This is a genomic window from Psychrobacillus sp. L3 (assembly GCF_042945595.1).
Lineage (GTDB): Bacteria > Bacillota > Bacilli > Bacillales_A > Planococcaceae > Psychrobacillus.
The window spans coordinates 3,470,675-3,497,127 of sequence record NZ_CP168493.1; the positions used below are offsets into that span (position 1 = coordinate 3,470,675).

Sequence of the window (26,453 nt, forward strand, 5' to 3'; positions counted from 1 at the left end):
TAAACCTAGTTGCGATGTGGATATTTTCCTATAACATGTATAGAATGTATGATTCTTTTATTAATCCATTCTAAATTTTCTTTTGAATTCATTCTTTCAAACACTGCATTTCTGCCCTTTTCTGTTGTTACATAATGTGAAGGTAGTGTATTTAAACTTAAGGAGATAATATCCATTTCACATTGTTCACATTTACAAAATGTCTGATATTCTGTCCCTCTCATAAGCATTATTACAATACTCTTCACAATTTCCTCCATCACATTTGTAAGCACCTGATCACTTCCCTAAAAAAAATTACAAATTTGCGCCGTACAGCATGATAGCTTTAACTTTCATCGTCTCCAATTGGAAATAGAGTGAAAAAGTCCTCAACATTGGACTAATGATAAAAGTATAAACAAAAAATTTACTTTTGGAACCCAACTATTGTCCAACTTTCATCCAATTAATCTCATGCTTTAGTATTACTTATCTTCTTTAAGTAAGATAGAAGGTGTAAATACTAAAAAAAAGATGGAGTTTAAAATCACAACAACAAACCAAAAGATCTATATTATTTCAATAATATGGTTTTTAATAAATTCCATTGATATACACCAAAAGTAATAAGGACTTTGTGCATAAGTGCAATTAATAATGCCGAATGTTTAATAATTCATCCTAAAGGGTAAAATTTTAATAACCACATGATCGTTAAGAAAGGATGACATTAGATGGGGAAAATTTTATGGGTCATTATTGTTATACTGATTGTATTTTGGTTACTCGGTTTAGTATTAAAAATTGGTGGAGGCCTTATTCACGCATTATTAGTTATTGCCGTGATTATTTTTATCATCCAACTTGTTACAGGAAGAAGATCTGTCTAAAATGAGGGGTTGCCTAATAAGCAATCCCTCATTTTATTTTTGCATAAATACATGTATCCCTTAATCTTTTTCCATCAGCTGAGAGAGAATCTTTATGAAGTGTACCCTCCAATAAATAGCCAAGTCTTTCCGCTACGGAGCGACTTCTTACATTTTCACTATCACAACGAATTTCCACACGATTCGCATGTAATTCCTCCAAAGCAAATTGTGTAATACGTTCGCAGGCTTCTGTCATTAACCCTTTTCCTTCAAATTTGTGATCAATCCAATAGCCAATTTCAAATTTTCGAACATCCCAATCTATATGATGTAATTCGGAAACCCCGACGAATTCACCTGTTTCTCTTAAAAATAAATAAAGTCGTAGATTCTTTCGTGTAATAAAATCGGCCATACCTTGACGTATATTAGTTGTCGTCTGTTCCAATGTTTGCATGTTTTGAGCCCACGGCATCCACTCTTTTAATGCTTCATGCGATCCAATAACCGTTTCCCAAACTTTTGGTGCATCTTCTAACCTCGGCGCTCGAATAAGAAGCCGTTCCGTATAAAACTCCTCCGAAAAAGAGTTTAACTCATCTTTTTTCGTATCATTATTGAAACCATCGTCCCAAATAACAGGTGTAGCAGTTCCCTTTAAAAAATCATCCCTTGTCATGCCGTAGGTTACTGCATCATAGTACGATTCTTCTTTTGGAGAAAACCATGCTTGACGTAACTGAGCCTCTTTCACAAATCCAGCCCGTTCAAACGTTTTTCGCATCGCAAAATTATCCTGTCTTGTATGGCCTTCTAAGCGAATTTTCACTTCAGGTAATTGGAAAATGTATTCTGCAACCATTTTCAAAGCACGTGGACCATATCCTCTTCCACGCGATTCATCTGCAATTCGTAAATCAAATAAAGGAATCTCATCTTGTAAATCGTAAATTTTAACAATTCCTACTTGTTCATTCTCTTCATTTTCAACCCAAAAAGTCTTCACTTCGTCGGATTGATATCCGCCTTCTTCAATCGTCTTTTCAATTAACTCTCTGGCTGGATGTGAATTTCCATGATATGGCCATGTATTAGTCGTCATGAAATGGATGAGTTGCTCTTGCTCCTCCATCGTCCACTCTGTAAGCTTCATTTTCTTTCCCCCAAACGTACTACTTATGCATTTTTAATAGTCGCAAAGAATTCAACACTACTAGTAATGTCGCTCCCATATCTGCAAAGATGGCAATCCATAACGTTAACCATCCCGGAATGATGAGTAAAAGCGCGATGATTTTTAACCCTAATGCAAACATAATATTTTCTTTAATTATATGCAATGCTTTTCGACTTAATCGAATCGTATATGGAAGTTTCTCTAAATCATCTGCCATTAACGCAACATCTGCAGTTTCAAGTGCAGCGTCCGTTCCTGCTCCACCCATTGCGATTCCAACAGTGGAAGCCGCAAGTGCCGGTGCATCATTCACTCCGTCCCCTACCATTGCTACTGCACCATATTTTTCTTTCAACACTTTAATGGCCGAAAGTTTTTGTTCGGGCATTAACCCTGCTTCTACATCTGTCATTCCTAGTTTAACCGCAATGGCATGTGCAGTTCGTGCGTCGTCTCCAGTAAGCATGACGGTGTGTTTAATACCTGCATTTTTGAGATCTTGTAATACTTTACTGCTCGTTGAACGAATTGGATCTGCCACTGCTATAAATCCTTTATAAACTCCTTCTTCTGCAGCAAGCATCACTGTATTTCCTTCTGATTGCAGTAGTTCAATTTTTTCAATCAGTTCACTCGAAACGACGCTTAAAGAAGTAATCCAAGAAACACTACCCACTGACCATTTTTTACCACCTATAATTCCTTCTGCCCCTTTACCAGTGACAGACTGAAATCCTTCTATTTCAACAGTTTGAATATGTTCTTTCGATCCATATTTCACAATCGCTTGCGCAAGTGGATGTTGTGAATACGTTTCAATAGACATGACTTTTTGAATAAAATCATTGGTGGATTCAGACTCCACAAGCATAACTTCCGGATATCCTTTTGTTAAAGTACCCGTTTTATCAAAAGCAATTGCTTGAAGTCGACCAATTTCTTCTAAGTGAATGCCACCTTTAATGAGTACCCCTTGCTTTGCAGCGTTTCCGATTGCTGTTACGATTGCTACTGGCGTTGATACAACTAAAGCACAAGGACAACCTACAACTAGTACTGCAAGCCCTTGGTAAATCCATGTTTGCCAATCAGCTCCGAATAATGGAGGAACAATTGCTACTAGAAAAGCTATTGCAATTATTGCAGGCGTATAATATTTCGCAAATTTATCGACAAACTTTTGCGAAGGTGCTTTTTCAGCTTGCGCTTCTTCAACTAAATGAATAATCTTTGCTATTGTTGTGTCTTCTACTCTTTTCGTTACTTGTACTTCCAAAGATCCTTCTTCATTTAACGTACCAGCAAACACTTCGTCGCCAATTGTTTTCATAACTGGGACCGCTTCTCCTGTAATAGAAGCTTGATTAACAGCAGAAGTCCCTTTTAACACAATACCATCCATCGCAATTTTTTGCCCTGGTTTCACAATTAGCGTGTCATTTATTTGAATAAATTCAGTGTCTACTTCTACTAATTGGTTTCCTCGACGAATCGTTGCAATTGGAGGAGCTATATCCATTAACTGACTGATCGATTGACGTGCTTTATTCATGGAGTATGCTTCTAGCGCCTCACTTACAGCGAACAAAAAGACAACAACTGCTCCTTCTCGCCATTCACCGATAATTGCGGCTCCAATAATTGCAATCGTCATAAGTGTCTTCATATCAAAATAAAAGCGAGATAGGTTTATCAGTCCACCTTTAAATAAATTGTAGCCACCAATAGCTATGGAAATAACGAATAATCCAATCGCAACTGGATGCATTTCTTCATATAAATAGGATGCGATAATTCCGATTACTAAAAATATAAAAGAAATAGCTGTTAACACATTTTCTTTTCTCTTGAAAAAAGGAATCTTCTCTTGTTGGCGTTGCTTGACCGGTACCACTTTAATGCCATCAAATGCTCCCGCTTTTTCGATTTCCTCAATTGTGACGTTTCCAATGACTGAAACTTTGGATGCCCCGAAGTTCACATTTGCATTCTTTACTTCAGGTAAATTTTTTATATTGTTTTCAAATTTCAGTGCACAGTTGGCACAGGTTAGATTTTCAAGTCGATATTCTTTTTTGGCTGCTGTGTCCAATATTCTCACCCTCTTCTACTGCATGTTCATACGCAATTTTAACTAACTCGTTTACATGATGATCAGCTAATGAATAATAAACTAATTTTCCTTTGCGACGTGATTTTGCAAGAGATAAATCGCGTAAAAATCGTAAATGATGCGATGCGGTTGCTGTAGAAGATTCAATAATTTCACTTACATCACACACACAAAGCTCTTCTTCAATTGTGAGCGCATACGCAATTTTTAATCTTGTTTCATCTGCTAATGCTTTAAAAATCAGTGCTACCTTTGTAACATCTGGCAGTTTCTTTTTTACGGAAAGTACAACGTCTTCGTGCACTCTCGTTACTTCACATATATCCTTCGTCTGCACGTTCTCACCTCATTCAAATAATCGTTTGATTGTTATTTTCATTATATGTTCAAACTATTCGAAACGCAAGGACATTCAAACCATTATTTGAATGTAGTTGTTTTATGCTTTGTTTTTGACCGCATAAATAATTTTCTGACCGGATAGAATATTTTCTGACCGGATAAACAGAACCTCTTACCGGATGGCACTTTCTCAGCACAAAAACGACCACTTCTGCATAAAGTGGCCGTCATTTTGAAACTTATTCAGCTTTTAATATTAATTCAGACCCATTATTTATTGCACCATCCATAAGGGTCGTATGATAGTTACCTTCTGCCCAGTCCATCACTTGATCGTGATACCACTTCGATTTCACATGTCCAACTTGACCAGGTCCAACGATATGGTATGCCTGCGATAAATCAGCCAAATCAGCGACGAATCGCCACGAAGCTCCGTGATCTACTCTACCGTCATCTCCAAAAGCAGCAGCTTGAACAGTAATATTTGACCCACCAATAGGCACAGATTTCGGATTTAATAAATAGGCTAAAATTGGTGATGCTCCTGAAAGTGGATGATCAAAAGTCAGTTGGTGAAAGTCTCCCCATTTCCACTTTTTTTCATTCGCTCCAAATTCGTCTTTTATATCTGAGATTGCTTTCACGAACGAGTCGTACACCCATTTGTCGACTCCACCATATTCATCTAGCCAAGTACTTGCTTCATCTTTATAACCTTTTCGAAGAAACTGATCGGAGATATTTCCCTTCCCTGGGAACATGTCGTAAATATCTTCTGGCATCTCATCCTCCAATAAAACATTCGGTAGCTCTTTTATCCATTTGTGAAATACGAGTGGAGCTACTTGGTCCTTATCATCTACTTGATCCCAATCGGTTAATAAAGTAATGATATTTTTATACTCTGCGTTTCTATCTAACTTTTCCACGGAACCGAGCATCTCTGTTAAAAACTCTCTTGCATATAAATTCGTTTGATCCATTTGCAAGTTCATCATATCTTCCTTTGTTAAATTAGATTTACTTTCTAACACTTCCGCAATTCGTTCATATCGGTAAGATTGCGCCCAAAAGTCGGTAATATGATAAGGGTATGACTCATCTATCACTTGATTATTCGCAGTAGCAATAAAACCTTCCTTTGGATTCACAACAGTGGGAAGCTCATTATAAGGAACATACCCTTTCCAACCATATTGGGCAGAATCGCCTGGTACAGGCAATTGGCCATCACCCGACTTGCGAATGGGTATTCGGCCGTTCGCTTTATATGCAATCGTTCCATCTTTTGCTGCAAATACAAAGTTTTGCGCTGGTGCATGGAAATCTTCCAAAGCAACTTCAAACTCATCCCAGTTAGACGACTTATTCATTTTCAAAATGGCTTGCAACTCAAGTGTTTGCTCAAGTGCGGTCCACTGCATTGAAAACAAGGCTGACGCTTCTTCTTCCTTGAATAACACATCTGAAATAATTGGCCCATTACGAGTGACAACTACTTCGAACGGGACATCCTGATGCCCTTTTACTTTAATCGGCTCATTTCGTACTTTTGCTTGCTCCCATTTCCCATCATATAAAAACTGTGTGCGATCATCCGGATTCGGAGTTTCGATATATAAATCCTGCACGTCTGGACCAACATTCGTCACACCCCATGCAACATCTTCATTATGTCCTAAAATAATTCCTGGAATTCCAGCGAAAATAACGCCACTCACATTTTGTTTTGGTGATTCTAAATGCATTTGATACCAAATAGATGGTGTACTCAACCCTAAATGCGGATCATCCGCTAGGAGAGGCAGTCCACTTTCCGTCTTCTCACCACTTACGACCCAATTATTACTTCCATTAAACTCTTTTGGCAAAACGGAAGCATCAAAGTAGCCACTTACATTGACACGATTATTTAAATTAGCTTCAACTATCGCTGGAGCTCCCTCAGGATATTTGATGAATAATTCTTTTGCTTTATCTTCTCCCAATACATTTAATGCCCAATGCCTAATTGCTAAAGAAGACCAATTGCCCCCTAAGTCATACGCCATATACTTCCCTATGGTTAATGAATCAATGGGTGTCCACTCTTCTGGCTCATAACCGAGTAATTTGAATTCATAGCTTAACTCTCCATCCTTTTTAGCGAACGCTATAAATTCATTTACCCCTTCTGCATACCGTTTCAATACTTCTTTTGCCTCTACATTATAGCCATCATATGATCTCTCGGCAGCATCTCTTAAGCTAAACGTCCGGAAAAATTTATCCGTATTTACCGCTGCTTCCCCAACAACTTCCGATAATTTTCCACTAGCTTGTCTTCTAGCCAAATCCATTTGAAATAGCCTATCCTGTGCCTGTACAAACCCTTGCGCACGATATAAATCTGCATCTGATGTAGCTTTTATATGAGGCACCCCATATTCATCCCGTACAACTTTCACATCCGCATCTAGTGCATTTAAAGTAAGACTTCCCTTAATAATTGGCTTTGAGTTAGATAAATACATATTCAAACCAATAACCGCAACAACACATATCGCAAGGATAATCCCCAAAATCCATGCAACTATTTTCCACCCTTTTTTCACAGTCAAACCCCCTCATAGTTCTTTACACTATTCGACATGTACGTATAATTACCTTCCATTTGATGGATAAGTGAACATAAAAAAGACCTCTGAATACTAATATATTCAGAGGTCTTTTAATATATTATGATTGATTCTCACCAACGATTTTCACTTCTAATTCTAGCTCAACATCGAAGTTTTCTTTCACTGCTTTTTTCACCATTTCAATCGTGCTTATATAATCTGTAGCAGTTGCATTGTTTTTATTGACTATAAACCCTGCATGCTTTGTCGATACTTCAGCTCCACCAAAGCCTTTTCCTTGTAACCCGCTATCTTGGATTAATTTCCCTGCAAAATAACCTGGGGGACGTTTGAATACACTACCTGCAGATGGGTATTCTAATGGTTGCTTGGATTCGCGTTGAAATGTTAAATCCGCAATTTTTGCATCGATCTCTTCTTGATTACCAGGCTGCAATTCAAACTCTGCTGAAAGAACATAGTAACCTTTTTTTGTAATAACACTTTTTCTGTAACCCAGTTCTAATGCTTCCTTGGAAAGAACGAGCTTTTCTCCACTTGGTGTAAGCACAGTACATTGAACGATTACATCCTGCACTTCTCCACCGTATGCACCAGCATTCATGGCCATTGCACCACCGATAGATCCCGGGATACCACAAGCAAACTCTAAGCCAGTCAAGGATTCTTTTGCTACAGCTCTTGAGACGTCGATAATATCTGCTCCGCTTTCCGCTATTACTTTGTTGCCATCTATCGTGATCTTATCTAAGTTTTCTAAGCGTAGTACGATGCCACGAACGCCACCATCGCGAACGACCATATTAGAGCCGTTTCCTAGTAGCAATAATGGTATGTCATTTTCATACGCATATTGCACAACGAATGCAGCTTGGTCTTCCGTTTCAGGCGTGACAAATAAGTCCGCAACTCCACCCATACGTGTCATTGTATGCAAGTTCAATGCTTCATCTATTTTTACATTGCTAGGATCTAATTGTGTAATTAAATCTTGAAACCATTGTTGTTTAGTCAAAAAGTGACAATCCTTTCTTCATTAACCTTATATCTTTACATAGTATGCGTTCTCGCACCTAATTTATCAAGCTATATTGTTACAACCATTCTTTAGACCAAGATTCAATCCCACCAACTACATCTTTTAGCGCATGACCCTTGTCTGTTAAGTTGTACTCCACTCGAACTGGGACTTCTGAAAATACGTTTCTATCTACTATACCTTCTTTTTCAAGCTCTTTTAAACGTTCTGAAAGTAATCGACCACTTATAGGTAGAGACGACTCAATTTCATTAAATCGTTTCGCTCCATCCATTAATTGATAAATAATTAATGCCGTCCACCTTTTTCCGATCAATTCCATTGCCTTCGCTAAACGTGGGCATAATAACATTTCTTTCATTTGATTCACCTCTATTTCGTTCTATTATATTCCCTTATAATTGTTTTGTAAAACCAAAGTAATTTAATTACTTAACGTAAGTATGGTATAAATATATAGTTAGTTACATAAAGTAAGTATAAGTTTTTACTTTATCAAAAAGGGTATTAATTTATAAAGAGTCTTTTATTTATTTCGAATTAAAACATCTTGATTTCAAGATGAATATGTTTTATACTTTTAAAAACAAAACTTATTTTAGGAGGAAATTAAAAATGACAAAATTTAATCTTGACGCTGCTCACTCTAGTATCGATTTTTCTGTAAAACACATGATGGTTTCAAAAGTAAAAGGGTCTTTTACAAACTTTACAGCTAATTTAGAAGGTAATGCCGAAGACTTAAATGGAGCTACTATTAGCTTTGATATCGATGTAAAATCTATTACTACAAACAGCGAAGATCGTGATAACCACTTACGTTCTGCTGACTTCTTTGACACAGAAACTTTCCCAAGCATCAAATTTGTGGCTACTAACATCAAAAAAACAGACGATGGTGAATACCATGTAACTGGCGATATCACAATTAAAGACGTAACAAAACCTGTAACTTTCGAAGTAGAATATGGCGGTAAAGGTACTAATCCATGGGGCCAAGAAGTTGTAGCATTCTCTGCTGAAACAAAGTTAAATCGTAAAGAATTTGGCTTAGTTTGGAACCAAGCCCTTGAAACTGGTGGCGTTCTAGTAGGCGAAGACATCAAAATCTCTGTAGATCTTGAATTAAACCCAGCTTAATAATTTTTTTGTCCTCTTAAAGCTATCCTGATTTTCAGGATAGCTTTTCTTATTGCGAAAAATTAATTCTATTTATAAAAAGACATTTATATTTCTATTTCAATAAAACTTATTATTCTGAAATATATTATATACTTTATAACGCATAAAAATCGTGTTATTATATGGATTATTCTTTATTGTCAGAAAGGAGAGACTATTATGTCTCAAATGCTTGCGTTAACTATCGTTATTGCGATTCTCTTTATCGGAGATCTTGTTTCTACCCGTACAAAGGCTTGGATTCCATCCGTTTTTGTATCTGCTATCCTTTTCATCATTGGCTACTGGACATTCTTTCCACAAGAAATTGTTTCTACTGCGGGAGTTCCACCTGTTGTAGCTACAATGATGATTTACCTACTCATTACGAATATGGGTACTTTGCTTTCTATTAAACAATTAAAAGAACAATGGAAGACGATTCTAATCTCCATCAGTGGAATTTTAGGAATAATTGTTGCTCTTCTAGGAATTGGAACATTTTTATTTGATTTTCAAACAGTCATTGTTGCTATCCCTCCACTTGTTGGTGGATTAGTTTCTGCTTTGATTATGTCAGATGGAGCTGCAAATGCAGGGCTGACTACATTATCTGTATTCGCCATCGTTATTTATGTCATGCAAGGATTCGCCGGGTATCCACTAACTTCCATTGCACTCAAAAAAGAGGGGAAAATGCTTCTTAAAAAGTTGCGCAATGGTGAACTGATTACCACTGGACAAGCTACTACTTCTTCGGAAGAACCTGAAGAAGAACTTAAAATGTTCCGTAAAATGCCGGCTAAATATAACACAAGTTATTTTAAATTTTTCCGTTTAGCTTTTGTCGGCTTCCTGGCATATCTAGTTTCTACATTACTTGCGCCAATCTTAACGGTTAGCCCGTATGTTCTTTGTTTATTGTTTGGAATTATTGCAGCAAGTGTTGGCTTCTTAGAGCGCCAGGTATTACAAAAAGCAAATGGTTTTGGCTTATGTATTATGGTCTTAATGTTGTTTGTTTTCGATGCGTTGAAAAAAGCAACCCCTTCGATGATTATGGAAATTCTATATCCGCTTGTCGGAACGATTATTTTAGGTGTGATTGGGATGTACATCTTCTCATTCATCATAGGAAAAGTGCTAAAAGTGAGTAAACATATGGCATTTGCTATATCGTTAACTGCACTTTATGGATTTCCAGCAGATTACATTATTACAAATGAGGTTATTAATTCATTAACGCAAGATGAGAAGGAAAGAAAAGTGTTAACGGATCATATGCTACCATCGATGCTAGTTGGAGGATTCATTAGTGTAACAATTGTGTCTGTTATTCTAGCCGGTATATTTGTAGGGTTCTTATAAAAACTAGGAGGGAAATGAACTATGATAAATCAAACAATTAAACAATCGGTAACAACTAATAAGGAAGAGTTAACCGCACTACGTCGTAAATTACATAGTGAACCAGAGCTATCATTTGAAGAATTTAAAACGACTGCATTTGTTTGCGATTACTTAGACAAATTAGGTATCTCCTATAGAAAAACAGAACCTACAGGAGTTATTGCCGAAATCCAAGGAGCTCCAGGTGGTAAAACGGTTGCACTTCGCGGGGATATGGATGCACTTCCTGTTCAACAACTTAATACGCATGTGCCTTATGTATCAAAAGAGGAAGGAAAAATGCATGCATGTGGACATGATGCACATACTTCCATGTTACTAATTGCGGCAAAAGCATTATCCGAAATAAAAGACCAACTTCCAGGTAATGTTCGCTTCTTATTTCAACCAGCGGAAGAAGCTGCTGCAGGTGCTAAAGCAATGGTAGCCCAAGGTGCGATGGATGGCGTAGACAATGTATTTGGCATTCACATTTGGTCTCAAATGCCAACTCATAAAGTTTCCTGTACACCAGGACCATCATTTGCTGCTGCAGATATTTTCAAAGTGAAGTTCAAAGGACGCGGTGGACATGGCGCTATTCCAGAGGCTTGCATTGACGCGGCTATCGTTGCTTCTTCTTTCGTTATGAATGTGCAAACGGTTATTTCTCGAACAATTGATCCGCAAAGCCCCGCTGTTTTAACCGTTGGGAAAATGGTGGTTGGAACAAGATTTAATGTTATTGCGGAAAATGCGGAAATCGAAGGAACCGTTCGTACGTTCCATCCCGATACACGAGATCATATTGAAAAAAGTATTACGGAATATGCCGATAGCGTTGCTGCTATTTACGGCGCTACTGCAGATGTGGAATACATTCGTGGTACGGATGCAGTTGACAATGACGAAAAAAGCGCAAAGCTTGTGCAACAAGTGGCTGCGGAAGCATTTGGTTCAGATGTTCTCTTTAACGAAAAACCAACAATGGGTGGAGAAGACTTCTCTGCATTCCTAACAAAAGCTCCTGGAAGCTTTGCCCTTATAGGAAGTGGAAATCCTGAAAAAGATACAGAATGGGCTCATCATCACGGAAATTTCGATATCGACGAGGACGCACTTGTTACTGGTGCGGAATTATATGCACAGTATGCTTGGGCATATTTGAATAAATAATCTGCTTTTCCAACAAAAACTACTCTTAAATTATTTAGAGTAGTTTTTTCAATTTTGAAACTATCCTCTATCAATTTCGTATATACTTAAGAAAATGCATTAGGAGGGATTTTAGATGGGAGAATTTGTAGGGTTAGTAGCTGTAGTGATGATTTTTTCTATACCACTTTCTGCAATATGGACTACTCATTTACGAAAATCGTATAAAGCAAGGGCACAAATTGTAAAAGATGAAATCGAGCTAGAAAAACTCAAATATAATACATTTTTAATCGAAACAGAAAAGATGCGACTAGACTTGCAGCAAAAACAAGCAAATTTACTGGAAACATCATCGGATCCGCTTATTTTGGATTTACAAAAAAAGGCTTTAAGTGAGAAAAATCCAATATCTTCTTAGGACAATCGTGCAGATTTCATTCCGCACGATTACTTTTTAATGTGTATTTATGGTCATTAGGCGGATTGCTTGTCTGCCTATAGATTTCTTTCTAGGCTCTTCTCATTCCACATATTCTATTTTCTCCAACGGCTCGTACGCTGGCCCTTCCAACACTTCACCAGTAAAAGTGTACCTGGAACCATGACATGGACAGTCCCATGAACATTCGGCGGCGTTGAATACGACATCGCATCCAAGATGTGTACATACCGGTTTCACTAAGTATACTTGACCTGTCACGTCTTTGAATGCACCTACTTTTTTGCCATCAAGATTTACAATATCCCCTTTTCCAAGCTCTAAATCTTTAAAGAGGACATCAATTTTTTCGGTCTTTCCTTTGACGAGTTCTTTTGCAACGCTTGCGTTAAACTTAGCCAAACTTTTGATATCTTCTTTTTTCATTTTCGAACGGATCGGATTATAAAGATCTGCAAAACGATTTTCTTTTCCTAGGACATTATCAGCCATTATTCTAGCGGCTACTGTACTATTTGTCATTCCCCATTTTGCATAGCCAGTTGCAACTAATACATCTGGAAGCCCTGATGTCATAATTCCAACGTAAGGCAGCTGATCTAGTGTCACTAAATCCTGTGCTGACCAACGATATGCATATTGTTTTACTTTGAATTGTTCTCGTCCAAATGCTGCCAACGTCTCATAGTTTGACGTCATGTCGCCTTGAAATCTTCCAGTAGTGTGTCCCTCTCCACCTAATAATAAATACCTTTTACCATCTATCCCCAACGCAGTTCGGATGGATCTAGTTGGTTTTTCTACATTAATGTATATTCCTTTTGGATAATTTTCCTCTGCAAGCGCTGCCACCGCATAAGATCTTTCGGCATACATTCTTGTAAAATAAAGGCCATCTTCATCATTAAAAGGGAAATGACTGCAAACGAGTATTTTCTTCGCACGTATTTCATGGCCATCCACCATTTCCACTAGATTCGTTGAATGAATGGATTTTGCACGCGACTGCTCGAAAAACTGCACACCATTTTCGATTGCTTTCTTCATCAGACCTGTCGCATATTTTAGCGGGTGGAATTGCCCTTGGTTTTCTAATTTCAGTGATTCCTTTACTTTATACGGAAGGCCTGTCTCTTTTGTGAGTGTCGCCCCTTCTATTCCAAGCTTTTGATAGGCATCCATTTCTTTTTTTATAATATCTACACCATCTTCTGTATCTGCATATAAAAAAGCATCTACTTTCTCAAAATCACAGTGGATTCCTAATTCTTTCGCTGTTTTTTCCATGAAATTTTTAGCGCCTGTATTTGCTTCGTAATATAGTCTTGCACTTACTTCTCCAAATGTAGTGATCAGTTGTTGATAAATGGGACCATGCTGCGCCGTTACTTTCGCCGTTGTAAAGCCTGTTGTCCCTTCTAATATTCTACTTCCTTCTACTACAATCACTTTTTGTCCACTTGCACTCAACATATAAGCAGCGGTTATCCCCGTAAGTCCTGCTCCTATAATGACGACATCTGTTTCTACGTCTTCACTTAGTTTCTGAAACGTTGGAAAATCTATTGACGCACGCCAATAAGATTGGGATTTATTGGGTAGTATTTTATCTGTCATCGTATTACCTCCTTTTTCTTCTAGTGTCTATCTATAAACGAAACTTTATTCAAACTTTTGCGTATATGATAAAAACAGTTTTTTTGTAAGGAGGATTTAAAATGGATAATTTCGGATTTATCTTTGGGGGTATCCCTATATTTTTCGGTTTATTTTTTATTTTAATAGTTGGACTTATTATCTTCGCAATTGTAAAGGGATTAACTGAATGGAATAACAACAATAATTCTCCTAAGCTTTCTGTACCCGCACAAGTAGTAACAAAGCGTTCGAAAACTAGTGGTGGAGCTGGAGATGCTGCTGCATCTACTTCCTATTACGTAACATTTCAATTTGAAAGTGGCGACCGCACGGAATTCAGACTTAGTGGACATGAATACGGAATGCTTGCAGAGGGAGACCTTGGAGTTTTGACTTTCCAAGGTACTAGATTTCATTCATTTGAAAGAAGTACATAAAAAAGCCAGTTAGGACTTCTCCTAGCCGGCTTACTTTATTTTAAATATCACATGTCTCGTCTGTACAAAGGTTGTCATCTTCTCCAAGTAACTGAAGTTTCGGTGAAATGCCCTCTTCCTCTGCAATCTTATTCAATGCGTCAACGAATGTTTCAGTAGGCTGTGCACCAGAAATTGCATACTTATCATTCAATACAAAAAATGGTACGCCGCGTACACCAATTTGCCCTGCTCTAGTAATATCTTCTTGAACATCTGTCAAATACGCATCTGAATTCAACACTTTTTCTGCTTCTTCTATTGATAACCCAATTGATTCGGTTAAACCAAGAAGCACTTCATGTTTACCAATCTCTTTTGCTTCAATGAAATAAGCATGCAGCATTATCTCATTTACTTCATTTGCTTTCCCTTGCTCAGATGCCCATTTCACTAATCGGTGTGCATCTAACGTATTCGCAGGTTTCATAGCATCAAAATTATATGCAAGACCAACTGTTTTAGCCTGTTCTGCGACTTGTGCAGTCATATTCTTTGCAGCTTCTACTGTAGAACCGTATTTTTCAGCAAGTACTTCATACATACTCTTCTCTGAAACTTTCGGTGTATTTGGTTCTAGCTGATAACTTTTAAATTCCACCTCAGCTTGATTTGCAAAACCGGTTTGTTCCAGAGCCTCTTCTAATCTTCGTTTTCCAATATAACAAAAAGGACATACAAAATCTGACCATACTTCAATTTTCATCATAATCACCTCCATTTCATTGTAGAGATTTCCTTGAAGTTCAACAATTTAAATGCTTATTGATGTATAAATATGGATTTTCTGAGATACTCATGAGAATTTCTGAGATTCAACTGGTGTTTTCTGAGATACTCCGAGATTTTCTGAGATTCAATCGGTGTTTTCTGAGATACTCAGATATCTCCTGAGATTTGGCGCGTTTTCTGAGATTAGCACTGGATTTTCTGAGGAAAAAGGCTATCTCTAGATTGCTATGAATAAATAGCAACTCGAAAGATAGCCTTTTTCTATTTTATTATACTAATGCTTCAGTTAATGCTGGCACTACTTGTTTTTTACGAGATACTACGCCTTTCAGTAGGGCAGTATTATTATGGAATGTCACATTAAATGCAGCTTCTGCTTTCAGAGCTACTTTACCAAGCGCCAGTGCTACTGAGTCATTGTTTAGAATATCTGTTACAACGAAGAAGAAGAGATCCAATTCTTTTTCCTGAATTTCACGATTAATTAGGTCTTCTAGTTCCGCTTGACGACCCATTACATCATTTACGTCTACTGCGTTTACTTGTGCGATGACTACTTTGTATTCACCCATACCGAATTCTTTTGCATCTAAAGATAAAAGGTCTTCTAAGCTTTTATCACTTAAATCTGCTCCTGCTTTTAGCATAGCTAGTCCATACTCTGCAGCGTTTACTCCTACAATTTTTTCAAGTTCACGTGCAGCGGCAACGTCTTCTTCCGTACATGTTGGAGATTTAAATAGTAAAGTATCCGAAACGATTGCAGAAAGCATTAGTCCTGCAATATTTGCTGGAATCTCTACACCTTTTTCTTTAAAGATTTTATTTAAAATAGTTGCTGTGCATCCTACTGGTTCCGCACGATAGTATAAAGGCTCGGATGTTTCGAAGTTTGCAATACGGTGATGGTCAATTACTTCCGTTACCTGTACTTCTTCAATGCCATCTGCGCTTTGTTGCTTTTCATTGTGATCAACTAAGATTACTTTCTTCGCTTCAGTCGAAACATTTCCAACTAATCTTGGTGCTTCGAATCCAAATTTATCTAAAGCGAATTTTGTTTCATTATTTAATTCCCCTAAACGAACTGCTTCAGCCTCTACGCCGATTGCATTTTTTAAATGCGCATAAACGATTGCTGATGTAATTGTGTCTGTGTCAGGGTTTTTATGTCCAAAAACTAATACTTTTTCCATGAATAATCCTCCTAAAAATCAATTGCCGAACCTATTTTATCACACTTATCGCTGCTGATTGAAAAGTAAATTTGCTAATTGGGATTTTTGACGTAAAAAGTCTGCGAGCGTATATTCATCTAGCACATTTAAATACGCCTTTAAGGCTAACTGGAGTGCACCCTTCAAACTACAAGCAGGCGTAATTACACAAGAATTAGTGCTGCAATCAAAACATTCTACTAAGTGAAAGTCGTCTTCTGTTTGTCTTACAACTTGTCCTATATTAATAGCTGTCGGTTCCATCGCTAAACGAATGCCGCCACCTCGTCCACGTATCGTTTCAATATAACCGAGTTTTCCTAATTCATGAGTGACTTTCATCAAATGATTTTTCGAAATACTATACGCATCTGAAATGGATTGAATTGTCGAAAGTTCATTTCTTTCTTTTGTTCCCAGGTATATTAACACTCTAAGTGAGAAATCTGTATACATAGTCAATCTCATGTTACCACCGCCATTCTTCATAATCATTATAACGATTATGACAAAGTCGTGAAAGAAATGTGTCTGATTTATTAAAGCTACTTTAAAGATGTATTTCATATATTGCTTTAAATAAAAAGAGAGAGTATTGTTGTATCCATAAACAACAAGAAAAAGAAAAGGACGTGTAAAGATCATGTTATCTCAACAAACAATTGATATTGTAAAATCTACTGCACACGTATTAGAAGTGAAAGGAACTGAAATTACAACCGTTTTTTATAAAAATTTGTTCGCTGCTCACCCGGAACTTTTAAATATTTTTAACCATGCAAACCAAGCAAAGGGCCGTCAACAAACTGCTCTAGCAAACGCTGTATACGCTGCAGCAGTGCATATTGATAATTTAGCTGCAATTATCCCAGCTGTAAAACAAATTGGACAAAAACACGTGAGCTTAGGGATCAAACCTGAACATTATCCAATAGTAGGAGAACATTTACTTGGTGCTATTAAAGAAGTATTAGGCGATGCGGCTACAGACGACATTATTAATGCATGGGCTGAAGCATATGGAGTAATCGCAAATGCGTTTATCGGTATCGAAGAAGAAATGTATGTAGCAGCTGAGTCAAAAGAAGGAGGTTGGAGATTCTTTAAAAACTTTACTGTAGTAAATAAAGTAAAAGAAAGTGACAATATTACCTCTTTCTACTTAAAGCCTGCAGATGGAAAAGTATTACCTTCTTATAAACCTGGTCAATTCATTACAATCCGTGTAAGCGTTCCAGGGGAAAAGTATTTATTAAACAGACAGTATAGCTTATCGAAAGCAGCAGACAATGAAACATTTCGTATTTCCGTGAAAAAAGAAGACGAAAATAATCCAGAAGGAAAAGTTTCAGTTCATTTACACAATAATGTAAACGTTGGTGATACAGTAGAACTTACTGCACCAGCTGGGGAATTTGTTTTAGATCCAGAAAAAACAACTCCTGCTACTTTCTTGAGTGGTGGAGTTGGTATTACACCAATGATGAGTATGTTCGAAACAATTGCGAAAAACCAACCAAATCGTCCAGTATCATTTATCTATAGTGCCCGTAACGAAAACCTCCATCCATTCGATAAAGATATTCGAACTTTAATGGAAACAATGGATGATGCAAAATATGTGTCACTTTACTCTGATAGCGATGAATTTATTTCAAAAGACGCACTGAAAGAATACGCACGCATAGATGGAGATGTATACATTTGTGGACCAGTTGGATTTATGGAAGCAATGATTAATTATCTATTCGAACTTGGTTATTCAAATGAACAAATTCACTATGAATTCTTCGGTCCTGCTCTACAATTAGAATTAGTGGAAGCTTAATATTAGTTTACTGTTTAAAAGTGTTACTTCATTTTGGAGTAATACTTTTTAAATACAGGAATTATTTAACGCAAAAATAAGCTTTTAGTAGTGTGCATCTAAGTATTTGGTGCTATAATTAGGCTATAATTCTTGTAGATAAAGAAAAGAGTGAGATAATGACCAAACTTTTTGAGAGCAAATACATACCACTTGCCAACTTTTTCAAACAATCAACTAATAAAGAAGTTACATTACAATATAGTGAAATTGAAGCAGTCATTGGGCAAATATTGCCGAATGCTGCGTATTTAAGTAGCAGTTGGTGGAAAAAGACAAAGCCACCTGCATTACATTATTTCGCCTGGACAGATAATGGATACTCCGTAAAATCTGTAGAATTAGGGAAATCAGTTACTTTTCATAGCAACGTTATAGAAACAGAAGAAAGGCTCTTAGATGAAAATAACCAACAAGATATTCTTATCATACGGGAAGCAGAATTAGAAGATGCTCGTTCATTCATTCGCTTACAGGAATCCATTTTCTCTGAAACAGACTTTATGTTGTATGGAAAATCAGACATACAAATGACTGTTCAAAGCATTCGGAAAGAAATGACTCACTGGAAAAATACATCTAATTCTATTTTACTTTTCGCGATCATGAATGGACAATTTGCTGGGTATGTATTATTTACCGGTGGACCAGCTCCACGTGCATTGCATAGAGCTTCTGTAGTTATTGGTGTGAAACAAGAGTTTTCTAATAAAGGGATCGCTTCTTCTCTTATGCATCATGGGGAGAAATGGGCAAAAGAGGTAGGAATTTCAAAACTTGAGCTTTCCGTCATTAAAGAGAATACGAATGCACAAAAGCTTTATAAAAAGCTTGGTTTCGCTATTGAAGGCGACCGAAAAAATGCGTTAGTCATTAATGATCACTTTGTGGATGAGTTTTATATGGGTAAATTGATATAACCAATTAGTAAAGACCGGCCAATATTATTTTGGTCGGTCTTTTTTGTGAGTTTGCGATTAGACCGCTGATTCACCCATTACTCCTTATCTCATTTTCGATACATATGGATTGTCCGTTTCCCAAAACCGATATGGGTAGTGTACTGCGTCTCCACTATTATCGATACCTATTCTAGGTCCAGTAGAAATTGAACGTACTTCCACACCTTCTGTTATGTACAAGGGCTTTTCCGTCCACTTTTTTCCGTAGTATTCCATCGTGATTCCTAATGCTTTTGTTAATTTTCCAGGGCCGTTTGTCCATTGTTTCATTGGGAGGTCATTTCGAATTTCTTTCATTTGTTCAAGACCTTTGATTGGTTCTACTGCTCGTATTAAAATGGCATTGGGTGTTCCTTCCACGCCAGCCACTACGTTAATCAGCGTATGTGTATGCATTTGGTAAGTGTAAATAAGCCCAGGTTCTCCAAACATCACTTCCGTGCGCTTTGTTCTTCGGTTTCCGAAACTATGCGCCGCTTTATCTTCCGCTCCCATATATGCTTCCACTTCCACAATTTTACCGATAAGTAATCCACTATTATGCTCATGCACGATATATTTTCCTAATAAATCTTTTGCAAGCTCTAATGTTGGCTGTTGAAAAAAAGTTTCATCAATTGGTTTCAATTTAAATAAACCCCATTTTCTTCGCTTTAATTGTTAGTTTTTCTCTGAATTTCAAATATACACTCACAGACTTTCTGATTTATCTTCTCCTACTTTACATTTGTTAAACTCTCTAAAAAACCTTTTACTTCCTTTGGGCTTCGTAATATACATATATCTGCTTTGACTTCTCTTAAAACCACTACTATTCCTGGACGAGCGTCGTTCGGAAAACACCAAACCCACTTCGCAAATGCTATATCTATTTTTTCCTCACAGCCAGGAGCCATATCAGGGCGGGTAGTTCCTCTGTGCATCCATGCTCTCTTCAAAACTCTATACGTACATAGAAATCTTGGGAAATCCAAGAAGATAATTAAATCCGCATACTTGGCTCTTAACTCTAAAGTAGAATCAAAATTACCATCAATAATCCATTCATCTTCTTCTAATTTCCCTTGAATTTTTTCTCTGAATTCTGGCTTTGGAGTTGGAACCCATCCAGCGTTCCAAAAGAGTGCGTCTAAATGGACTAACGGTAATTGCCACCTCTTTGCAAGCTTTGTTGATAATGTCGATTTCCCTGCGCCACTCGAGCCAATGATTAGGATTCTTTTATGTTTTAATTTCCCCAATTCCCCACTCCCCTTGCGTTACTACTTCTTCATTTTACTATGTTTTAACATCCAAACATAATAAAACCCGCTCCAATATAGAACGGGTTCCTAAATTAATCTAATTCAACTTGTTTTGTTTCGGTACCAAGAATTAGAACGGATAATACTCCAATGACGATGGCGATACAGAATATACCGAAAATCCAGCTAATTTCATATCCTGCTGTTACAAGCGACCCAACTAATAGAGGTCCTAAAATTCCTCCTACACGGCCCACTGAAGCAGCCATTCCAGAACCTGTTGCACGGATAACTGTTGGGTACTGTTCCGGGGAATAAGCATATAAAGCTCCCCAAGCTCCTAGGTTAAAGAACGACAATAACATACCAGAAATAATTAATGCAGCAGTTGTATCAGCAGAACCAAATACAAATGCACTCGCTGCAGTTCCAAGTAAATAGGTAACTAGCACAAACTTGCGACCCATTTTTTCTATTAACCATGCTGCAGAGAAGTAACCGGGCAATTGAGCAAGCGTCATGATTAATATATACTCAAAGCTCTTTATCAAACTGAATCCTTTTATCACCATCACACTTGGTAACCACAAGAACATTCCATAATAAGAAAATACGACCGTAAACCAAACAATCCAGAGCATTAAAGTCCGTTTCGCATATTGCTTGGACCATACTTCTTTCATATTTTGCATAATCGTTCTAGATTGTGTTTTCTTCTCCGTAAAGCGAGGTGAATCTGGTAATTTAATACGTAAATAGATGGCGTAAAATGCAGGTAATGCAGTAATTACTAAAGCAATTCTCCAACCGTAAGTCGGAATAATAAAGTAAGCAATTAGTGCTGATATTAACCAGCCCGCAGCCCAAAAACTTTCTAATAATACAACGACCCTGCCTCGTTCTTTTGCCTCTACACTTTCAGATACTAGTGTTGACGCAACAGGTAATTCCCCACCTAGACCCATTCCAACGAAGAATCGTAAAATCAAAAATGCTGCCAATGTAGTTGTCAACGCGGATAATCCTCCTGCGATAGAAAACAGCAATAACGTTAACATAAAAATCTTTTTCCGACCTACTTTATCAGCAAAAACGCCAAAAACTAATGCGCCAACTGCCATCCCGATAGAGTTCACGCTTCCGATCCATCCCATTTGCACTGGAGTTAAACCCCAATCTACAGACAGCGCTGCAATAATGAATGATAGAATACCTACATCCATTGCATCGAACATCCATGCAAGTCCTGCAATTCCTAATAATTTATTCTTTGATAAAGAATTCTTTTTACTCATATATTTCCCCTGTCTTTACATCTGTCGTGTGTTATCTTTACATGAATAGTATACGCATCGAATCGTAAACTATCAATAGAAATTTAATCTTGTTTTTTATACTTTATTAAGGTAGAATGTCCTTTATAGAAATACATATGTTTATTCAAGAAGAACAGAGAGGCGGATATCATCATGGCTTGGCAAGGTTTAATGGAAGAATATAAAGAATTTTTACCTATAACAGAAAAAACTCCTAAATTATCATTACACGAGGGAAATACGCCTCTTATTAAACTAGATAACTTGTCAAAAAAACTAGGAATCGAACTTTACGGAAAAGTGGAAGGGGCAAATCCGACTGGATCATTTAAAGATCGCGGGATGGTATTTGCTGTAGCTAAAGCAATAGAAGAAGGGAGTAAATGTGTTATTTGTGCTTCTACAGGTAACACTTCAGCTGCTGCTGCTGCATACGCTGCTCGGGCAGGGATAAAATCCATCGTAGTGATACCAAAAGGAAAAGTTGCGCTTGGTAAATTAGCACAAGCTTGCATGTACGGTGCTAAAATTATTGAGATTGATGGAAACTTTGACGATGCACTACAAATTGTTCGGAAAGTCAGCGAAACAACACCTGTTGCATTAGTTAACTCGGTGAATCCGTATCGTCTAGAAGGACAAAAAACAGCTGCCTTTGAAATTGTAGATGCGCTAGGTTCTTCTCCTGAATTTTTATGTATTCCGGTCGGCAATGCAGGAAATATTAGTGCTTATTGGAAAGGTTTCAAAGAATATCATGAAGTAAAACAATCTGGTTTGCCGAAAATGTATGGGTTTGAAGCAGAAGGCTCGGCTGCAATCGTACAAGGTTCACCAATTGCTAGTCCTGAAACAATTGCAACAGCAATTCGAATTGGAAATCCTGCGAGTTGGTCATTAGCGGAAGCGGCTCGTGACGAATCTGGTGGCATTATTGACTCTGTTACTGACGAAGAAATATTAAACTCATATCAGTTAATTGCTAGTCGTGAAGGTCTGTTTATAGAACCGGGTTCCGCAGCATCTTTAGCAGGGGTTATTAAATCTGTGAAAAGCGGAAAAATTCCTGTAGGAAGCAAAGTAGTAACAATTTTTACTGGTAACGGCTTAAAAGATCCAGATACCGCTATGCAAGTTTCTACAGTGGATTTAATATCTTTAAAAAATGATGAGGAAGAAATTCGACGATATATCGAGGGAGTACTATGAGTAAAAAGTGGGCAATTTCCATACCAGCAAGTACAGCTAATTTAGGCCCTGGTTTTGACTCTATTGGAATCGCTTTGGATAAATATTTAGATGTCGATGTGGAGATTGCTACGGATTGGAAAATTGATAATTTATCAAAAAATCTTCCCGACATACCAAATCCACAAGAGCACTTAATCGTCCAAGCTGCTCAAAAAACAGCTCAAATGCATGGGCTTACATTACCTAACTGCCATTTAAAGGTGAAAAGTGAAATTCCACTCGCTCGCGGTATGGGAAGTAGTGCATCTGCTATTGTTGCAGGGATAGAAGTTGCTAACCAGGTACTAAATCTTCAGCTCACATCACATGATAAATTGAAAGTAGCGACTGTTATGGAGGGTCATCCCGATAATGCTGCTGCTTCCATTTTTGGAGGATTTACTATTTCATCCTGTGCAAAAAATGGGGAAATCAACGTGTTTCATGCTGCTAATATTGACGCCACTTTTGTTTTATTCATACCAAACTTTGAATTAAAAACAGAAAAAGCTAGAAATGCCTTACCGGATAGTTATACTCGTAAGATAGCCGCACAAGCAAGCGCTACTGCAAACTTGTTAACAGCGGCATTTCTAACACAGTCATTCGAACAAGTGGGGACGTATATGGAGCAGGATTTGTTTCATGAACCATATCGACTAGACCTAATTCCAGAAAGCAGGGAGATTATTATTGCGGCTAAAAAGGCTGGGGCATTTGGAACTTGCATAAGTGGGGCTGGACCAACCCTTCTCTCCCTTGTCCAAAAAGGAACTGAAGAAAAATTTATCTCTAACTTATATGGAAAGTTTCCTAACTTTGAACTCACCCCAGTTGGAATGAATTTAACAGGAACGATCGTTTCGATCTATAAAGAAGGCAGCACAGTTCTCTAACTGTGCTGCCTTTTTTGTATCAATTATACTTTTAGCTGCGTAGCATTAATAATGCAAAAGTGGAACTTCCATGTATTGACCCAAACCTAGTATTTCATAGCACTGACGTATTTACCAATCTTCCTCCAATCATCCTCTATAAAATCTCTGTTGGAAGGACGATAAAAAACTGCAGCTGGGTGATAGGTTGGAATGATCCTATATTTTTCATCTGACCATATATACTTATTTTCTTCCAGTGAACCTAAATGTCTCACCGCATGATCAAGTACTTGTCCGTGCAAATTAGATACTTTCGCATCTTTGCCAAGTAGACGCTGTAGCCCAACATTTCCTAACGTCACAATGACCATTGGTGCTATGTTTTTAATTTCATAGTCGAGTAATGGCGCATGTGCATTGATTTCTTGCTTTGTTGGAGGTCGATTATATTTTTTTTCTGTTATTTCACCATTTCTCATCTTTTTTTCTTTCCACATGTACGGTCTACTTCTCACAGCACTCGTCATATAAACGTCATCTCTTGTCAGGTTGATACTTTTAAGAGACTTTTCTAGCTCATCTCCTGCTCTACCGATGAAAGGTATACCATGTATAGCTTCATTTTCTCCTGGTGCTTCTCCTATTAATAATATTGCGGGATTTTTGGGACCTTTCCCTTTGACGAAACCTTCTACTGGAAAGCCTTCTATTCTATTCATTCCAAGTGCAACTAGTTCATCTGGCAACTCGAATAGCAAGATATGTCCTCCTTTAAAAAATCCCTTCCTAAAAAGGAAAGGATTTTACAATTTAATCTTTGGAACGCTTTTTTTACGGTATTCATACCACAACGCAACAATAACGAACCATGTATACCCAACCATCCATCCTGCTAACACATCTGATGCAAAATGACGGGATTCAGCAATACGAGATAAACCAATCATCATTGTAAGGAGTATTGCTCCAATCCAAATAAGTATACGGATTTTTTTATTTGATTGATGTTCAGTTAGAAAATACGCAACCGTGAAGACATATAATAATCCTCCCATCGCGTGCCCAGATGGGAAACTAAAGCTATGTAATTGATGGGGAATATCTGGCCTAGCCCGCTGTACCCAATTTTTTAATAATTGATTGAGCACATTTCCTACACCAACCGTAAACAAACCAAACAGCATTCCGCGATAGTTTTTTGAGCGTATCCACAAGTACCCAAACAATATTAGCATTACGATAATAACAAATGCGGTTTCTCCTAAATAATGAAAAGCAATAATAAATTGATTGCCACTAAGTAATTCAGACATTTTATGATCAAATGAAACCATCTCATCCTTAGTAAATGTTAAAAAGAACGTAGCAAACCCAAATAACGTAGCTAGTCCTAGCGGATAAAACCATTTTTTCATATAATTCCCTCCTAATATCCATTACAAAAAGTATAAGCTAGATATTCATTAAGTACAAATTAAAATAAGGATGTCCATCTGATTGATCGATTATGCCGAATGATTGTTCGATTCACCAAAAAGCAAAAATCCACGAGGAACTGCTCCCCGCGGACTTTTATTTCTTTCTTATTTCAACGCTTCAAGTACAGCATCAATTTTAGCATTCTCTGATTCAATACCGCCGCCGGACAAGTACCAAACTTCTGGATCTAAGTAATAAATTTTGCCATTTTTAGCAGCGTTTGTTTTACCGACAATGTCATTTTCAATTGCCGCTTTTGTACCTGATTCTCCCTCAGTTACTACAGCGTCGCGATCTACTACGAAAAGAATATCAGGGTTTTTCTCCAAAACGTATTCATATGAAACGCTTTGCCCATGTGTAGAAACTTCCAGGTTTTCATCAACGGCTTTTACACCATATGCATCATGGATTACACCGAAACGTGAACCAGGGCCATAAGCACTTAATTCGCCTTCAGATGCAAGGACGATTAAAGCTTTATCATCTAAACTAGCTGTTTTTTCTTTTACTTCCACAAGTTTTGCATCAATTTTTTCTAATGCTGCAGTCGCTTCTGCTTCTTTACCAAATATTTTACCAGCTAATGCTGTATTTGCTTTAAATGAATTTACATAGTCAGCAGTGTTTAAACCAACAAAAACGGTTGGAGCAATTTTACTTAATTCTTCATATGCATCTGCTTGACGACCGGAAATGAAAATTACATCTGGTTTCATTGCACTGATTGCTTCGAAATCCGGCTCTTTCAATGCGCCAGCATTTTTGTAAGTAGCTTCATCTGCATATTTGCTTAAGTATTTCGGTAAACTGCTTTGTGATACGGAAGTTACGTCAACTCCAAGGGAATCTAATGTATCTAGGAAACCGTAGTCAAATACAACAACTGTTTCAGGTTTTGCATCAAGTGTTACTTCTTTATATCCTTCTGGTTGTGCAATTGTTAATGGGAAAACAGAAGCTTCTTCTGTTGCTCCTTCTGTAGTAGCATCCTCTTTTGCTTTTGAAGTATCTTCTGTTGCTTCATTTTTCGAACCACATGCAGCTAATAATAGTACTAGCATTGCAAAAATCACCGATAATAATTTCCAGTTTTTCATTTGTTGAAATCTCCTTTT

The 26,453-nt window shown here is 37.4% G+C and carries 27 protein-coding genes; 10 read left to right on the forward strand and 17 right to left on the reverse strand.

The window, feature by feature from the left end; genetic code table 11:
* Nucleotides 1-5: 5 nt before the first annotated feature.
* On the reverse strand, nt 6-275 hold the full coding sequence (locus ACEPXD_RS17340; protein ID WP_391117943.1) for a late competence development ComFB family protein: 270 nt from the start codon (nt 273-275) through the stop codon (nt 6-8).
* Between the two features lie 441 nt (nt 276-716).
* Here ACEPXD_RS17340 and ACEPXD_RS17345 point away from each other — a divergent pair, with 441 nt between their 5' ends.
* Nucleotides 717-872, forward strand: a complete 156-nt coding sequence (locus ACEPXD_RS17345) for a lmo0937 family membrane protein (protein WP_391117945.1) — start codon at nt 717-719, stop codon at nt 870-872.
* Nucleotides 873-900: 28 nt separating this feature from the next.
* On the opposite strand, the gene ACEPXD_RS17350 is transcribed toward ACEPXD_RS17345, so the two are convergent.
* The 6 genes from ACEPXD_RS17350 to ACEPXD_RS17375 form a co-directional block, all read right to left on the reverse strand.
* A complete protein-coding gene (locus ACEPXD_RS17350) occupies nt 901-2,007 on the reverse strand; it encodes a GNAT family N-acetyltransferase (protein WP_391117947.1) in 1,107 nt (368 codons plus the stop codon).
* Nucleotides 2,008-2,026: 19 nt separating this feature from the next.
* Nucleotides 2,027-4,126 (reverse strand): heavy metal translocating P-type ATPase, encoded by a 2,100-nt coding sequence (locus tag ACEPXD_RS17355; RefSeq protein WP_391123333.1) that lies wholly within the window; start codon nt 4,124-4,126, stop codon nt 2,027-2,029.
* A complete protein-coding gene (locus ACEPXD_RS17360; protein ID WP_391117948.1) occupies nt 4,089-4,481 on the reverse strand; it encodes an ArsR/SmtB family transcription factor in 393 nt (130 codons plus the stop codon). Before ACEPXD_RS17360 ends, ACEPXD_RS17355 begins: the two co-directional genes overlap by 38 nt.
* Nucleotides 4,482-4,725: 244 nt before the next feature.
* Nucleotides 4,726-7,083, reverse strand: coding sequence for a penicillin acylase family protein (locus ACEPXD_RS17365; protein ID WP_391117950.1), 2,358 nt, complete (start codon nt 7,081-7,083; stop codon nt 4,726-4,728).
* 124 nt (nt 7,084-7,207) lie between these two features.
* Nucleotides 7,208-8,125, reverse strand: a complete 918-nt coding sequence (gene murB, locus ACEPXD_RS17370) for a UDP-N-acetylmuramate dehydrogenase (RefSeq protein ID WP_391117952.1) — start codon at nt 8,123-8,125, stop codon at nt 7,208-7,210.
* Between the two features lie 79 nt (nt 8,126-8,204).
* Complete coding sequence (locus ACEPXD_RS17375; protein ID WP_151701427.1) at nt 8,205-8,510, reverse strand: winged helix-turn-helix transcriptional regulator; 306 nt, start codon at nt 8,508-8,510, stop codon at nt 8,205-8,207.
* A gap of 254 nt (nt 8,511-8,764) precedes the next feature.
* Here ACEPXD_RS17375 and ACEPXD_RS17380 point away from each other — a divergent pair, with 254 nt between their 5' ends.
* The 4 genes from ACEPXD_RS17380 (at nt 8,765) to ACEPXD_RS17395 (ending at nt 12,275) form a co-directional block, all read left to right on the forward strand.
* Entirely contained in the window at nt 8,765-9,289 is a 525-nt protein-coding gene (locus tag ACEPXD_RS17380; RefSeq protein ID WP_391117954.1) for a YceI family protein, read from the forward strand.
* Nucleotides 9,290-9,490: 201 nt separating this feature from the next.
* Complete coding sequence (locus tag ACEPXD_RS17385) at nt 9,491-10,678, forward strand: hypothetical protein (RefSeq protein WP_391117956.1); 1,188 nt, start codon at nt 9,491-9,493, stop codon at nt 10,676-10,678.
* Nucleotides 10,679-10,702: 24 nt separating this feature from the next.
* A complete protein-coding gene (locus ACEPXD_RS17390) occupies nt 10,703-11,875 on the forward strand; it encodes an amidohydrolase (RefSeq protein ID WP_391123336.1) in 1,173 nt (390 codons plus the stop codon).
* A 115-nt stretch (nt 11,876-11,990) separates the two neighbouring features.
* Complete coding sequence (locus tag ACEPXD_RS17395; protein ID WP_391117958.1) at nt 11,991-12,275, forward strand: hypothetical protein; 285 nt, start codon at nt 11,991-11,993, stop codon at nt 12,273-12,275.
* 102 nt (nt 12,276-12,377) lie between these two features.
* Here ACEPXD_RS17395 and ACEPXD_RS17400 read toward each other — a convergent pair whose 3' ends face one another.
* Nucleotides 12,378-13,913 (reverse strand): FAD-dependent oxidoreductase, encoded by a 1,536-nt coding sequence (locus tag ACEPXD_RS17400; protein ID WP_391117960.1) that lies wholly within the window; start codon nt 13,911-13,913, stop codon nt 12,378-12,380.
* Nucleotides 13,914-14,014: 101 nt separating this feature from the next.
* Between ACEPXD_RS17400 and ACEPXD_RS17405 the strand changes: the two genes are divergently transcribed.
* The gene (locus tag ACEPXD_RS17405; RefSeq protein WP_391117961.1) at nt 14,015-14,371 is read left to right on the forward strand and encodes a DUF2500 domain-containing protein; all 357 of its coding nucleotides are present in this window, start codon (nt 14,015-14,017) and stop codon (nt 14,369-14,371) included.
* A gap of 40 nt (nt 14,372-14,411) precedes the next feature.
* Here the strand turns inward: ACEPXD_RS17405 and ACEPXD_RS17410 are convergent, their stop codons facing one another.
* The 3 genes from ACEPXD_RS17410 to ACEPXD_RS17420 all read right to left on the reverse strand — a co-directional run bounded on the left by ACEPXD_RS17410 (nt 14,412) and on the right by ACEPXD_RS17420 (nt 16,827).
* The gene (locus ACEPXD_RS17410; protein ID WP_391123339.1) at nt 14,412-15,116 is read right to left on the reverse strand and encodes a DsbA family protein; all 705 of its coding nucleotides are present in this window, start codon (nt 15,114-15,116) and stop codon (nt 14,412-14,414) included.
* Nucleotides 15,117-15,411: 295 nt separating this feature from the next.
* Nucleotides 15,412-16,338, reverse strand: coding sequence for a manganese-dependent inorganic pyrophosphatase (locus ACEPXD_RS17415; protein ID WP_391117963.1), 927 nt, complete (start codon nt 16,336-16,338; stop codon nt 15,412-15,414).
* 45 nt (nt 16,339-16,383) lie between these two features.
* Nucleotides 16,384-16,827, reverse strand: a complete 444-nt coding sequence (locus tag ACEPXD_RS17420) for an Rrf2 family transcriptional regulator (protein WP_391123342.1) — start codon at nt 16,825-16,827, stop codon at nt 16,384-16,386.
* Between the two features lie 175 nt (nt 16,828-17,002).
* Here ACEPXD_RS17420 and hmpA point away from each other — a divergent pair, with 175 nt between their 5' ends.
* Nucleotides 17,003-18,187, forward strand: a complete 1,185-nt coding sequence (gene hmpA, locus ACEPXD_RS17425) for an NO-inducible flavohemoprotein (protein WP_391117965.1) — start codon at nt 17,003-17,005, stop codon at nt 18,185-18,187.
* A gap of 158 nt (nt 18,188-18,345) precedes the next feature.
* Complete coding sequence (locus ACEPXD_RS17430) at nt 18,346-19,146, forward strand: GNAT family N-acetyltransferase (RefSeq protein ID WP_391117967.1); 801 nt, start codon at nt 18,346-18,348, stop codon at nt 19,144-19,146.
* Between the two features lie 84 nt (nt 19,147-19,230).
* Here ACEPXD_RS17430 and ACEPXD_RS17435 read toward each other — a convergent pair whose 3' ends face one another.
* The 3 genes from ACEPXD_RS17435 to ACEPXD_RS17445 all read right to left on the reverse strand — a co-directional run bounded on the left by ACEPXD_RS17435 (nt 19,231) and on the right by ACEPXD_RS17445 (nt 21,727).
* Entirely contained in the window at nt 19,231-19,815 is a 585-nt protein-coding gene (locus tag ACEPXD_RS17435) for a DNA-3-methyladenine glycosylase (protein ID WP_391117969.1), read from the reverse strand.
* Nucleotides 19,816-19,904: 89 nt separating this feature from the next.
* Nucleotides 19,905-20,429 carry an adenylate kinase gene (locus ACEPXD_RS17440; RefSeq protein ID WP_391117970.1) on the reverse strand — a complete coding sequence of 175 codons (525 nt, stop codon included), beginning with the start codon at nt 20,427-20,429 and terminating at the stop codon, nt 19,905-19,907.
* A 95-nt stretch (nt 20,430-20,524) separates the two neighbouring features.
* Entirely contained in the window at nt 20,525-21,727 is a 1,203-nt protein-coding gene (locus ACEPXD_RS17445; protein ID WP_391117972.1) for an MFS transporter, read from the reverse strand.
* 174 nt (nt 21,728-21,901) lie between these two features.
* Between ACEPXD_RS17445 and thrC the strand changes: the two genes are divergently transcribed.
* Nucleotides 21,902-22,957, forward strand: a complete 1,056-nt coding sequence (thrC, locus tag ACEPXD_RS17450) for a threonine synthase (RefSeq protein WP_391117974.1) — start codon at nt 21,902-21,904, stop codon at nt 22,955-22,957.
* Nucleotides 22,954-23,874: a homoserine kinase gene (gene thrB, locus ACEPXD_RS17455; RefSeq protein ID WP_391117976.1), complete on the forward strand. Its 921-nt coding sequence runs from the start codon at nt 22,954-22,956 to the stop codon at nt 23,872-23,874. Before thrC ends, thrB begins: the two co-directional genes overlap by 4 nt.
* Nucleotides 23,875-23,960: 86 nt before the next feature.
* Here the strand turns inward: thrB and ACEPXD_RS17460 are convergent, their stop codons facing one another.
* The 3 genes from ACEPXD_RS17460 to ACEPXD_RS17470 form a co-directional block, all read right to left on the reverse strand.
* Nucleotides 23,961-24,575, reverse strand: coding sequence for a uracil-DNA glycosylase (locus tag ACEPXD_RS17460; RefSeq protein WP_391123345.1), 615 nt, complete (start codon nt 24,573-24,575; stop codon nt 23,961-23,963).
* Nucleotides 24,576-24,659: 84 nt separating this feature from the next.
* The gene (locus ACEPXD_RS17465) at nt 24,660-25,271 is read right to left on the reverse strand and encodes a phosphatase PAP2 family protein (RefSeq protein ID WP_391117978.1); all 612 of its coding nucleotides are present in this window, start codon (nt 25,269-25,271) and stop codon (nt 24,660-24,662) included.
* 168 nt (nt 25,272-25,439) lie between these two features.
* A complete protein-coding gene (locus ACEPXD_RS17470; protein WP_391117980.1) occupies nt 25,440-26,435 on the reverse strand; it encodes a siderophore ABC transporter substrate-binding protein in 996 nt (331 codons plus the stop codon).
* Nucleotides 26,436-26,453 lie beyond the last annotated feature (18 nt).